The organism is Streptomyces sp. NPDC021212 (assembly GCF_044332925.1).
Taxonomy (GTDB): Bacteria; Actinomycetota; Actinomycetes; order Streptomycetales; family Streptomycetaceae; genus Streptomyces.
In genome coordinates this window covers 367,047-379,046 of the sequence record NZ_JBIRPZ010000004.1, presented here as the reverse complement: position 1 = coordinate 379,046, position 12,000 = coordinate 367,047, and the positions used below count along the sequence as shown (strand labels likewise).

Here is a 12,000-nt window from a genome sequence, read left to right as displayed (position 1 = left end):
GATTTCCCGACGCGTGGATACGATCAGTAAGCAGTACCAGGACGACACTGAGCACGACTGAGGAAGGAGGTGCCCCGTGGGAGTACTGAAGCGCTTCGAGCAGCGTCTCGAGGGACTCGTGAACGGCACCTTCGCCAAGGTGTTCAAGTCGGAGGTCCAGCCGGTCGAGATCGCGGGCGCGCTCCAGCGTGAGTGCGACAACAACGCGACCATCTGGAACCGGGACCGGACTGTCGTCCCCAACGACTTCATCGTCGAGCTGAGCACCGGCGACTACGAGCGGCTCGCGCCCTACTCCGGGCAGCTCGGCGACGAGCTGTCCGGCATGGTCCGCGACTACGCCAAGCAGCAGCGGTACACCTTCATGGGGGGCGTCAAGGTCCACCTGGAGAAGGCCGACGACCTCGACACCGGCCTGTACCGGGTGCGCAGCCGGACGCTCGCCTCCAGCGAGTCCCAGAGCCCGGCCGCCCAGCAGGCACCGGCCCGCGGCGGGGCACCGCAGCAGCGGCCCGGCGGCTACGGCCAGCCCGCGGGTGCGCCGCCCATGCCCAGCGCCCCTCCGGGCGCCCGCCCCGCGGCCCGGAGCGGCGGCGCGGGGGTCGGCCCGCAGCCGCAGGTCCAGACCCGGCGCTGGATTGAGATCAATGGCACTCGCCACCAGATCTCCCGGTCCACCCTGGTTCTGGGCCGCAGCACCGACGCTGACGTGCGCATTGACGATCCCGGTGTCTCCCGCAGGCACTGCGAAATCCGGGTCGGAACACCGCCGACGGTCCAGGATCTGGGGTCGACGAACGGCATCGTGGTGGACGGACAGCACACCACCCGCGCTACGCTCCGCGACGGCTCACGGATCGTCGTGGGCAGCACCACCATCGTTTACCGGCAAGCCGAAGGGTGAAGCGGGGGCAATGTCAGAGCTGACCCTCACGGTCATGCGGTTGGGTTTCCTCGCCGTACTGTGGCTGTTCGTCATCGTGGCCGTTCAGGTCATCCGTAGCGACCTGTTCGGGACTCGCGTGACGCAGCGCGGTTCGGCGCGCCGTGGCGCCCCCGACCGGCCGCAGCAGCAACAGCGGCAGCAACAGCAGGCCGCACCGCCCCAGCAGCGCCAGCAGCCGTCCGGCCGCGGCCGCCGTGGGGCCCCCACCAAGCTGGTGGTCTCCGAAGGCACGCTGACCGGCACCACGGTCGCGCTCCAGGGACAGACCATCACTCTCGGTCGTGCGCACGATTCAACAATCGTGCTGGACGACGACTACGCCTCCAGCCGGCATGCCAGGATCTACCCGGACCGTGACGGCCAGTGGATCGTCGAGGACCTCGGCTCCACCAACGGCACCTATCTCGACCGGAACCGGCTCACCACACCGACACCGATTCCGCTGGGTGCACCGATCCGCATCGGCAAGACCGTCATCGAGCTGCGGAAGTAGTAGGACCATGACGACCGGAGGGTGGGCAGCGTGGTTGGCAAGGGGCTGTACCCGGAGCCGACGGGCGAGGTGCGCATGAGTCTGTCACTGCGTTTCGCCGCCGGGTCCCACAAGGGCATGATCCGGGAGGGCAACGAGGACTCCGGCTATGCCGGCCCCCGGCTGCTCGCCATCGCCGACGGCATGGGTGGCCAGGCCGCCGGCGAGGTCGCCAGCTCCGAGGTGATCTCCACCCTGGTCCAGCTCGACGACGACGTCCCCGGCTCGGACATCCTGACCTCCCTGGGCACCGCCGTGCAGCGGGCCAACGACCAACTGCGGGTCATGGTCGAGGAGGACCCCCAGCTGGAGGGCATGGGCACCACGCTCACCGCCCTGCTCTGGACCGGCCAGCGGCTCGGCCTCGTGCACGTCGGCGATTCGCGCGCGTATCTGCTGCGCGACGGCGTGCTGACCCAGATCACCCAGGACCACACCTGGGTGCAGCGGCTCGTCGACGAGGGCCGCATCACCGAGGAGGAGGCGGGCACCCACCCGCAGCGCTCCCTGCTGATGCGCGCACTGGGCAGCGGCGACCACGTCGAGCCCGATCTGTCCATCCGTGAGGTCAGGGCCGGCGACCGCTACCTGATCTGCTCGGACGGCCTGTCCGGCGTCGTGAGCCACCAGACCCTCGAGGACACCCTCGCCAGCTACCAGGGACCGCACGAGACGGTGCAGGAGCTGATCCAGCTCGCGCTGCGCGGCGGCGGCCCCGACAACATCACGTGCATCGTGGCCGACGTCCTCGACGTGGACGGCGGCGACACCCTGGCGGGCCAGCTCAACGACACCCCGGTGATCGTGGGCGCGGTGGCCGAGAACCAGGTCCCCCTCGGGGACGGCGGCGCCGGCAACACCCCGGCGGGCCGCGCCGCCGAGCTGGGGCGGAACCGTACCGCACCGCAGCAGGACAACGCACCGGGCGGCTTCGGCCCGCCCGGCAGCGGCGACCCGGGCTTCGGTGGACCGCCCGAGGGCAGTTACGGGGCCTACGCGGACGGCGACTACACGAAGAAGAGCGGCCGCAAGACCTGGGTCAAGCGGTCGCTGATCATCGCGCTGGGCCTCGCCGTGATCGGCGGCGGGCTCTACAGCGGCTACCAGTGGACGCAGAAGCAGTACTACGTGGGCTCCAACGGAGACCACGTCGCGATCTACCAGGGCATCAGCCAGGACCTCGCATGGATCAAGCTCAACAAGGTCCATGAGGACCACCGCGAGATCGAACTCAAGTACCTCCCGACCGACCAGCGCAGCCGCGTGGAGGACACCATCGCGGTCAGCGGGCTCGGCCAGGCCGAGGACAAGACGAAGGATCTCGCCACTCTCGCCAGCGCCTGCAGAAAGGCTGACGCACAGCGCAAGGCCGAGGAGAGCCAGAAGGACCTCACCGGCGGCAAGGGGCAGGCCGGCGGCGGATCCGGAGGCAAGACAGGTAGCAGCGGCACCAAGCCGCAGCAGAGTCAGAGCTCGACGACTGGTTTGCGCGCCGCCAAGGCCACACCGACGCCGACGAAGTCGGCCTCGCCCTCTCCCACTCCGAAGCCGGGTCCCACCCTCTCGGAGCAGGAGAAGGAGCTGGTCCCGCAGTGCAGCAGCAGCCAGCAGTGAAGCCGTTAGGGGCCGCCCACCCATGAGCAGTAGTACGACCAACACGACCACGATCAGTACGGCCGGTCCGCCGAGCCGCCGCAACACCGAGCTGGCCATGCTGGTGTTCGCAGTGATCATTCCGGTCTTCGCGTATGCCAACGCGGGCCTGGCGCTCAGTGACGAGCTGCCCTCGGGCATGCTCAGCTACGGCATCGGGCTCGGCCTGCTCGCGGGCGTCGGCCACCTGGTGGTGCGCAAGTTCACCCCGTACGCCGATCCGCTGCTGCTGCCGATCGCCACCCTCCTCAACGGCCTCGGCCTCGTCATTATCTGGCGGCTGGACCAGTCGCGGCGGCTGGCCGACCGGGCGGAGGCTATCGGTCAGACCTTCGCCCCCTCGGCGCCCAACCAGCTGATGTACTCGGCGATGGGCGTGGCCCTGTTCGTGGCCGTCCTGATCTTCCTCAAGGATCACCGGATCCTGCAGCGGTACACCTACATCTCCATGATCGGTGCGCTGATCCTGCTGATCCTGCCGATGTTCTTCCCGGCCCGGTTCGGCGCACGCATCTGGATCACGATCGGCTCCTTCTCCATCCAGCCCGGTGAGTTCGCAAAAATCATCATCGCGGTCTTCTTCTCCGGCTACCTCATGGTGAAGAGAGACGCGCTCGCGCTGGCCAGCCGCCGCTTCATGGGGCTGTACCTGCCGCGCGGCCGTGACCTCGGCCCGATCCTCATCGTCTGGGCGATGAGCATCCTGATCCTGGTCTTCGAGACCGACCTCGGCACCTCGCTGCTGTTCTTCGGCCTGTTCGTGGTCATGCTGTACGTGGCGACCGAGCGCACCAGCTGGATCGTCTTCGGTCTGCTGATGTCCGCGGTCGGCGCGGTCGGCGTCGCCTCGTTCGAATCGCACGTCAAGGTCCGTGTGATGGCGTGGCTGCACCCCTTCGCCGTCTACGACACCCCCCGGCCCAGCTGGGCCACCACCGACCAGATCGCACTGGCCCTGATGTCCTTCGGTTCCGGCGGCGTCTCCGGCACCGGCTGGGGCCAGGGCGCGTCCGACCTGATCGGCTTCGCGGCCAACTCCGACTTCATCCTCGCCACCGTCGGCGAGGAGCTGGGGCTGGCCGGCACCATGGCCTTCCTCCTGCTGTACGGCCTGATCGTGGAGCGCGGCATGCGCACCGCCCTCGCCGCCCGGGACCCGTTCGGCAAGCTGCTGGCGGTCGGGCTGTCCGCCGCGTTCGGCATCCAGGTCTTCGTCGTCGCGGGCGGTGTGATGGGGCTCATCCCGCTGACCGGTATGACGATGCCGTTCGTGGCGTACGGCGGTTCGTCGGTGCTCGCCAACTGGGCGCTGATCGCGATCCTCATCAAGATCAGCGACACCGCCCGCCGGCCGGCGCCCGCGCCCGCCCCCTCCACTGACGCCGAGATGACTCAGGTGGTCCGACCGTGAACAAGCCTCTGCGCCGAATCGCGATCTTCTGCGGCCTTCTGGTCCTCGCCCTGCTGGTGCGGGACAACTGGATCCAGTACGTCCAGGCCGACGGGCTCAAGAACAACAAGAACAACCGCCGGGTCCTGATCGCTCGTTACAGCCAGCCGCGCGGCAACATCATCGTCGACGGCCGCCCGATCACCGGGTCGAAAGAGACCGACGGGACCGACTTCAAGTACAAGCGCACGTACAAGAACGGTCCGATGTGGGCACCGGTGACCGGATACGCCTCCCAGGCGTTCGGCGCCAACCAGATCGAGAACCTCGAGGACGGCATCCTCACCGGGAACGACGACCGCCTGTTCTTCAACCGGACGGTCGACATGTTCACCGGCAAGACGCAGAAGGGCGGTGACGTCATCACCACCCTGAACGCCAAGGCCCAGGAGGCCGCGTACAAGGGCCTCGGCAAGAACAAGGGCGCCGTCGCCGCGCTCGACCCGCGCACCGGCAAGGTCCTCGCCCTCGCCTCCACCCCGAGCTACGACCCGTCGAAGATCGCGGGCAGCGGGAAGGACGACGAGGAGACCTGGGGCAAGCTCCAGCCGAAGAACGACAAGGACGACCCGATGCTGAACCGGGCGCTGCGGCAGACGTACCCGCCCGGCTCCACGTTCAAGGTCGTCACCGCCGCCGCGGCGCTGGAGAACGGCAAGTACACGGACATCGACGGGCCCACCAACTCGCCCGTGCCGTGGAAGCTGCCGCTGTCCACCCAGGAGCTGCCGAACGAGGGGAACATCCCCTGCGAGAACGCGACCCTGCGGCAGGCCCTGCGCTACTCCTGCAACACCGTCTTCGGCAAGCTCGGTGACGACCTCGGCAAGGACAAGATGCTGGAGGAGGCGAAGAAGTTCGGGTTCAACAAAGAGGTCTTCATGCCCGTCCGCTCCGCCGCCAGCATCTACCCCGAGAAGATGGACCGTCCGGGCAACGCGCTGTCCTCGATCGGCCAGTTCGACACCCGCGCCACCCCGCTGCAGATGGCCATGGTCGCCTCCGCGGTCGCCAACGACGGCAAGCTGATGAAGCCGTACATGATCGACTCGCTGCGCGCCCCCAACCTGAACACGGTCGACCAGACCAGCCCGGAGGAGATGAGCCAGCCGCTCAGCTCGGAGAACGCGGGCAAGCTCCAGGACATGATGGAGACCGTGGTCAAGGAGGGCACCGGCACCAACGCCCAGATCCCGGGCGCCACGGTCGGCGGCAAGACGGGTACCGCGCAGCACGGCGTCGCGAACAGCGAGAACCCGTACGCCTGGTTCATCTCGTACGCCAAGACCGACCAGGGTTCCCCGGTCGCGGTGGCCGTCGTGGTGGAGGGTTCCGACACCCTGCGTAGCGACATCGCCGGCGGCAAGCTGGCGGCACCGATCGCCAAGAACGTGATGAAGGCGGTACTCGACAGCGAGCGCGACAAGTGACGCCGGTCACGCCCTGATACCAATCCCGCACGTCGTCGTACCGGTCCGGTATCAACAATCGGCCACGGCCGGGTCCCGTAAGACGTGCCGGGTACCGTATGCGCGAGCAGCACTTCGCCGGTCCCCCACACAGGGTGCGGCCGGGAATGACGGAAGAGGGCTGGAGTAGCTATGGAAGAGCCGCGTCGCCTCGGCGGCCGGTACGAGCTGGGCTCGGTGCTCGGCCGCGGTGGCATGGCGGAGGTCTACCTCGCGCACGACACCCGCCTCGGCCGCACGGTCGCCGTGAAGACGCTCCGGGTGGACCTCGCCCGCGATCCGTCCTTCCAGGCCCGGTTCCGCCGAGAGGCCCAGTCGGCGGCCTCGCTCAACCATCCCGCGATCGTCGCGGTCTACGACACCGGCGAGGACTACGTCGACGGTGTCTCGATCCCGTACATCGTGATGGAGTACGTCGACGGATCGACGCTGCGTGAGCTTCTGCACTCCGGGAGAAAGCTGCTCCCCGAGCGCTCGATGGAGATGACGGTCGGGATCCTCCAGGCTCTGGAGTACTCGCACCGGAACAACATCGTCCACCGGGACATCAAGCCGGCGAACGTGATGCTCACGCGCAGCGGCCAGGTCAAGGTGATGGACTTCGGCATCGCCCGCGCCATGGGTGACGCCGGTATGACCATGACGCAGACGGCGGCCGTCATCGGCACCGCGCAGTACCTCTCCCCCGAGCAGGCCAAGGGCGAGACCGTCGACGCGCGCAGTGACCTCTACTCCACCGGCTGTCTGCTGTACGAGCTGCTGACGGTGCGGCCGCCGTTCGTCGGGGACTCCCCGGTGGCGGTGGCCTACCAGCACGTACGGGAAGAGCCGCAGCCGCCGAGCACGTACGACCCCGAGATCACCCCGGAGATGGACGCGATCGTCCTGCGGGCCCTGGTCAAGGACCCCGACTACCGCTACCAGTCGGCCGACGAGATGCGCGCCGACATCGAGGCGGCCCTCGAGGGCCAGCCGGTCGCCGCCACCGCCGCGCTGGGCGCGGTCGGCTACGGCTCGAACGACCAGCCCACGACGATGCTGCGGTCGCAGGACTCCGGTCCGGCGACCTCGATGCTGCCTCCGATGCGGGAGGACGACGGCGGCTTCGGCTACGACGAGCGGCCGGACCGGCGGCGGGGCGGTCCGGAGAAGAAGAGCAACCTCTCGACGATCCTGCTCGTGGTGGCCGGCATCCTGGTGCTGGTCGGCGCGATCTTCATCGGGAAGTCGATCTTCGGCGGCGGTGCCAAGAACGACGCGATGGTCCCGGTGCCGACGCTGACCGGTAAGTCGTTCAAGGAGGCCAGCGCCCAGGGGGAGAACGGCGACTTCAAGGTGAAGCAGGTCGGCTCCACCTTCTGCGGCCAGCCGAAGGGCACGGTCTGCAGGCAGAACCCCGAGGGCGGCGGCGAGATCAAACGCTACGACGCGGTCGAGCTGACCATGTCGAAGGGCAAGAAGCCGGCGGAGAAGATCGAGGTCCCCGACGTCCTCAACGTCCAGTTCGAATCGGCGCAGAGTCAGCTGAAGGACAAGGGCTTCAAGGTCACCAAGACGACCGAGGAGTCCGACCAGACCGCCGGCAAGGTGATCCGCCAGAGCGTGGACGGTGGCGAGAAGGTCGCGCGGGGCACCGAGATCACCCTGACCGTCGCCGCGCCGCAGCAGCAGGTCCCCGTCCCCGACGTGACCACCAAGAAGCAGGCGGACGCCGAGGCCACCCTCAAGGCACAGGGCTTCAAGGTCGAGTCGACGGAGCAGGAGAGCCCCGACGCCGAGGCCGGCACGGTCATCAGCCAGGACCCGGCCGGCGGCGGGACGGCCGCGCCCGGATCCACCATCAACCTGACCATCGCCAAGGCCCCGGCCGAGCAGGAGCAGGTCCCGGTGCCCAACCTGGGCGGCCAGAAGCTCAAGGACGCCAAGAAGGCCCTCCAGGACCTCGGGCTCAACGTGGGCAACATCCAGGGCGATCAGGGCGACAACGCGACCGTGGTCGCCAGCAACCCCGGCGCCGGCACCCAGGTGCCCAAGGGCACGTCCGTGAACCTCGTCACGGTCAAGGGCAACGACGGCGGAGGCGACGGCGGAGGCTTCTTCGGCGGCCTCGGCTAGCCCGCCTCACGCCGCACCAACGGCACCACCGCACGGGGAAGCCCCCGGCGCCCGGGAGAGGGCGCCGGGGGCTTCCCCGTGGGTAGCGTGCGGAGGGCTTCCCGTCAGCGCAGCTCCTTCGGGGGCGTACGGTCCGCGTCGACCTTCTCGGTGCGCTCCAGCTCGCCCCAGACGATGTAGCGGTGCCGCGAGGTGTAGACCGGGGTGCAGGTCGAAAGGGTGATGTAGCGGCCCGCCTTCTTCTTGCCCGACTCCTTCGGGACCGCGTTCAGCACGTCCACGTTGAACTTCGAGGTCTCGGGCAGCGTCGCGTAGACCTTGTAGACGAACCAGGTGTCCCGGGTCTCGAAGACCACCGCGTCGCCGTCGTGGACCTTGTCGATGTCGTGGAACTTGGCGCCGTGCCCGTCCCGGTGGGCGGCCAGCGTGAAGTTGCCGGACTTCGCCCAGGGCATCGCGGCCTTGACGGGCTCCGTGTAGTACCCGGCGACGCCGTCGTTGAGAACGTCGGCCGAGGTGCCCTTCTTGACCAGCACCTCGCCGTCGCCCATGGCCGGTACGTGCAGGAAGCCGATCCCGTCCTTGGTGTCGAGCTTGCCCGGGCCCTGGGCGGCCCAGTGCTTGCGCACCTGGTCGCCCTGCTTCTTCGCCTCCCGGTCGGCGAGGACGTTCGTCCACCACAGCGAGTAGGCCACGAAGAGGGCCAGGATCAGCCCCGCGGTGATCAGCAGCTCGCCCAGCACCCCGATGGCCGCCGCGATCCGCCCGCGGCCGGAGCGGCGGGTCGGCTGCGCGGGCGGGGCGGGGTCCCGGCCCTGCCGCTGGTCGTGGTCGGTCCGTGCCACCGCGTGGTACCCCTTTTCTGGATCTTCCCGGTCCTACTCGACCAGTGCGTCCGGCTTCCCCTCGCTGCGCGGCCGCTCGTCGACCATCTTGCCCCAGACGATCAGCCGATACGTGCTGGTGAACTCGGGGGTGCAGGTCGTCAGCGTGAGGTAGCGGCCCGGCTTGCTGAAGCCGGAGCCGGGCGGCACCGGGCGGATGACGCCCGTGTTGGAGGGGGACGTCTGCGGCAGGATGCTGGTCATGTCGTAGGTGTAGAACCGGCTCTGCGTCTCGACGACGATCTTGTCGCCGGGCTTGAGGCGGTTGATGTAGCGGAACGGCTCGCCATGGGTGTTGCGATGCCCGGCGAGCGCGAAGTTGCCCTTCTTGTCCCACGGCATCGCGGTCTTGAGCCTGCCCTTGGCGTAGTGGCCGACCATGCCGCGGTCGAGGACCTTGTGCTTGTCGATCCCCTCGGCGATCGGGGCCTTCACGTCCAGCTTGGGGATGTAGATGATCGCGAATCCCTGGCCGGGGGAGAACACGCCCGGATCGCGGTCCGCGCCCTTGGTGTCCCACTTCTTCTGCAGGTCGCCCGCGGCGCCGTCCGCCTGCTGGTGCGCCAGGATGTTGGTCCACCACAGCTGGTACGTGACGAAGAGCAGCATCACCACACCGAGGGTGATGAACACCTCGCCGATCACCCGGCTCGCCACCACACCGGGGCTGTCCTTGCGCGCCCGGGCGGCGAGCTTGGCCTCCATACGGGTGCGGGGCCGCGCCTCCGCGTCCGGCCGGTCCCCTCCCGAGGCGCCTGTGGCCCCTCTGACGCCCGAACCGCCCCGCGCCCGGGCGCCGTGCCGTCCGCCGCGCTTCGCGGCCTCCTGAGCCGCCTTGCGGCGGGCCGCGCGGCCGCCGGTGGGCGACGCCGCCTCCCCCGGGGTCCCGCCCGGCGCCCGGTCCGGCGTCCGCTCCGCCGTACGGCCCGGCTCGACGGTACGCAGCGGCATGGTCCGGTCGTCGGCGGGCGGCGCGGGGGCCCGCAGCGACATCGTCTCCTCGTTGTCCGCGGGTCCCGCGGGCTCCTCGGGCTCTTCCGGAGGGGCTGGATCGGCGGGGGCCGGGACGGCGGGGGCCACGGGGGCCAGTACGGCCGTCTCGCCCGCGCTCGCCGGGCCGCCGGGACTGCCCGGGCCTCCGGGGCCGCCGTCCGGGCCCGTGGCGGCCGAGCGGGCGCGCCGCCGCCCGGTGGGCGGCGCGGCAGCCTCCTCGGGGCGCTCGTCCCCGGCCTCCGGACGCGCGCGGCGGCGGCGCCCGGTGGGCTGCGACTCGGGGGCCGGTGCGGCGCCCGCGGCGGATTCCGGGGCGCCCTGGTGCGCGTCCTCGCGCCCCGGGCGCGGTGCGGTCACTCGACGGCCTTGCCGCCGACCGCCCCGACCACCGGGGCGAGCCCCGTCGACCGCTCTATCGCGTCCGTGTCGCCGCACTCCACCAGCCAGTTGGCGAGCATGCGGTGGCCCCATTCGGTGAGGACCGACTCGGGGTGGAACTGGACACCCTCGACCCGCAGTTCGCGGTGGCGCAGCCCCATGGCGATGCCCGTCTCCGTCCAGGCGGTGATCTCCAACGCGTCGGGAACGGTGCCCCGTTCGACCGCGAGGGAGTGGTAGCGGGTGGCGGTGAAGGGCGACGGCAGCCCGCTGAAGACGCCCGCGCCCCCGTGGGTCACCAGCGAGGTCTTGCCGTGCAGCAGCTCCGGGGCGCGGCCGACGACGCCGCCGTACGCGACGGCCATGGACTGCATCCCCAGGCAGACGCCGAACACCGGCACCCCGGTGTCCGCGCAGTGCCGCACCATGTCGACGCAGACGCCCGCCCTCTCGGGGGTGCCGGGGCCGGGGGAGAGCAGCACGCCGTCGAAGCCGTCCTGGGCGTGCGCGAGGGAGACCTCGTCGTTGCGCACCACCTCGCACTCGGCGCCGAGCTGGTAGAGGTACTGGACGAGGTTGAAGACGAAGCTGTCGTAGTTGTCGACGACCAGGACGCGCGCGCTCATCGGGGACCCGCCATTCCCTGGTCGACCGTCACGTCGTTGAACGGCAGCAGCGGCTCCGCCCACGGGAAGACGTACTGGAAGAGCACGAACACGATCGCCAGCACGAGCACGAGCGAAATCGCCGCCCGCACCCATGCGTTGCCCGGCAGATGCCGCCAGATCCAGCCGTACATGCCATCCCTACTCGCCGATGACCCGAAGTCGATTGCCGCACCGGAGTGCAGGACCAGAGTAAAGGTCCGGGGGTGGGGCCGGAGGGTCAGCCGGACAAAGCCTTGGGCTTGCCTTGGGCAACGGTTTGGGTCGCGTCGAGGTGCGCCCAGGCGATCAGCCGGTGGCTGTGCCCCCACTCGGGCTCACAGGTCGTGAGCGTCAGATAGCGGCCGGGGCCGCGGAAGCCGGAGGCGCGCGGCACCGGGTCGAGCACCCCGAGGTCGGTCGGCAGGGTGCGATAGGGCCGCCCGGTGATGCGGTACGTGTACCAGGTGGTGCCGTCGGACAGCACCACCGCGTCGCCGGGGCGCAGCCGGGGGAAGTCCTTGAAGGGGTCGCCGTAGGTGCGGCGGTGCCCGGCGACGGCGAAGTTTCCCGTGGCGCCGAGGCGGGCGGTGCCCGTGTAGTGCCCGAGCCCCTTGCGCAGGGTGACGGTGGTGGTGCCCTGGAGGACGGGTTTGGCCCAGCCGGCGCCGAAGCGCGGGATGTACATGATCGCGAAGGCTCTGCCGTCCTCGTAGGCGCGCGGCCGTGGCGCGGGCCGGTCGGCCGCGGCGACCGGCCCCGCGGCCCAGCGGTCCTGGAGGTGGTCGATCTCACCGTCCATGGCCTGATCGGCGCGGACGCCGGTCCAGTACAGGAGGTAGACGACGAAGAGGAGGATCAGGGAGCCGCCGGTGACGCACAGCTCACTGAGCGTCCTGATGACCAGCCGGATCCTCATCGGCCCCCCATCGGCGC

General features: G+C 69.8%; 11 protein-coding genes. 6 read left to right on the top strand and 5 right to left on the bottom strand.

Annotation, left to right across the window (positions count from 1 at the left end):
- Positions 1–76: 76 nt before the first annotated feature.
- From ACH4SI_RS13180 to pknB, 6 genes are all read left to right on the top strand, one after another.
- Positions 77–904, top strand: a complete 828-nt coding sequence (locus ACH4SI_RS13180) for an FhaA domain-containing protein (protein WP_398295787.1) — start codon at positions 77–79, stop codon at positions 902–904.
- 10 nt (positions 905–914) lie between these two features.
- Positions 915–1,439 carry an FHA domain-containing protein gene (locus ACH4SI_RS13175; RefSeq protein ID WP_398295786.1) on the top strand — a complete coding sequence of 175 codons (525 nt, stop codon included), beginning with the start codon at positions 915–917 and terminating at the stop codon, positions 1,437–1,439.
- A 75-nt stretch (positions 1,440–1,514) separates the two neighbouring features.
- Positions 1,515–3,092 carry a PP2C family protein-serine/threonine phosphatase gene (locus tag ACH4SI_RS13170; protein WP_398296054.1) on the top strand — a complete coding sequence of 526 codons (1,578 nt, stop codon included), beginning with the start codon at positions 1,515–1,517 and terminating at the stop codon, positions 3,090–3,092.
- A 22-nt stretch (positions 3,093–3,114) separates the two neighbouring features.
- Positions 3,115–4,542 carry an FtsW/RodA/SpoVE family cell cycle protein gene (locus ACH4SI_RS13165; RefSeq protein WP_398295785.1) on the top strand — a complete coding sequence of 476 codons (1,428 nt, stop codon included), beginning with the start codon at positions 3,115–3,117 and terminating at the stop codon, positions 4,540–4,542.
- On the top strand, positions 4,539–6,011 hold the full coding sequence (locus ACH4SI_RS13160; RefSeq protein WP_398295784.1) for a peptidoglycan D,D-transpeptidase FtsI family protein: 1,473 nt from the start codon (positions 4,539–4,541) through the stop codon (positions 6,009–6,011). Before ACH4SI_RS13165 ends, ACH4SI_RS13160 begins: the two co-directional genes overlap by 4 nt.
- A gap of 171 nt (positions 6,012–6,182) precedes the next feature.
- Positions 6,183–8,165: a Stk1 family PASTA domain-containing Ser/Thr kinase gene (gene pknB, locus ACH4SI_RS13155; protein ID WP_398295782.1), complete on the top strand. Its 1,983-nt coding sequence runs from the start codon at positions 6,183–6,185 to the stop codon at positions 8,163–8,165.
- A gap of 104 nt (positions 8,166–8,269) precedes the next feature.
- Here the strand turns inward: pknB and ACH4SI_RS13150 are convergent, their stop codons facing one another.
- The 5 genes from ACH4SI_RS13150 to ACH4SI_RS13130 form a co-directional block, all read right to left on the bottom strand.
- The gene (locus ACH4SI_RS13150; protein WP_398295781.1) at positions 8,270–9,010 is read right to left on the bottom strand and encodes a class E sortase; all 741 of its coding nucleotides are present in this window, start codon (positions 9,008–9,010) and stop codon (positions 8,270–8,272) included.
- 33 nt (positions 9,011–9,043) lie between these two features.
- Positions 9,044–10,399 carry a class E sortase gene (locus ACH4SI_RS13145; protein ID WP_398295780.1) on the bottom strand — a complete coding sequence of 452 codons (1,356 nt, stop codon included), beginning with the start codon at positions 10,397–10,399 and terminating at the stop codon, positions 9,044–9,046.
- On the bottom strand, positions 10,396–11,046 hold the full coding sequence (locus ACH4SI_RS13140; protein WP_398295779.1) for an aminodeoxychorismate/anthranilate synthase component II: 651 nt from the start codon (positions 11,044–11,046) through the stop codon (positions 10,396–10,398). Before ACH4SI_RS13140 ends, ACH4SI_RS13145 begins: the two co-directional genes overlap by 4 nt.
- A complete protein-coding gene (locus ACH4SI_RS13135; RefSeq protein ID WP_039938336.1) occupies positions 11,043–11,219 on the bottom strand; it encodes a hypothetical protein in 177 nt (58 codons plus the stop codon). The genes ACH4SI_RS13140 and ACH4SI_RS13135 overlap by 4 nt, the downstream gene beginning before the upstream one ends.
- 86 nt (positions 11,220–11,305) lie before the next feature.
- The gene (locus ACH4SI_RS13130) at positions 11,306–11,983 is read right to left on the bottom strand and encodes a class E sortase (protein WP_398295778.1); all 678 of its coding nucleotides are present in this window, start codon (positions 11,981–11,983) and stop codon (positions 11,306–11,308) included.
- Positions 11,984–12,000 lie beyond the last annotated feature (17 nt).

Bases quoted from the DNA above. Each gene is read 5' to 3' on its own strand.
- ACH4SI_RS13175 (WP_398295786.1), top strand. From the start codon at position 915: ATGTCAGAGCTGACCCTCACGGTCATGCGGTTGGGTTTCCTCGCCGTA.
- ACH4SI_RS13170 (WP_398296054.1), top strand. From the start codon at position 1,515: ATGAGTCTGTCACTGCGTTTCGCCGCCGGGTCCCACAAGGGCATGATC.
- ACH4SI_RS13165 (WP_398295785.1), top strand. From the start codon at position 3,115: ATGAGCAGTAGTACGACCAACACGACCACGATCAGTACGGCCGGTCCG.
- pknB (WP_398295782.1), top strand. From the start codon at position 6,183: ATGGAAGAGCCGCGTCGCCTCGGCGGCCGGTACGAGCTGGGCTCGGTG.
- ACH4SI_RS13140 (WP_398295779.1), bottom strand. From the start codon at position 11,046: ATGAGCGCGCGCGTCCTGGTCGTCGACAACTACGACAGCTTCGTCTTC.
- ACH4SI_RS13135 (WP_039938336.1), bottom strand. From the start codon at position 11,219: ATGTACGGCTGGATCTGGCGGCATCTGCCGGGCAACGCATGGGTGCGG.
- ACH4SI_RS13130 (WP_398295778.1), bottom strand. From the start codon at position 11,983: ATGAGGATCCGGCTGGTCATCAGGACGCTCAGTGAGCTGTGCGTCACC.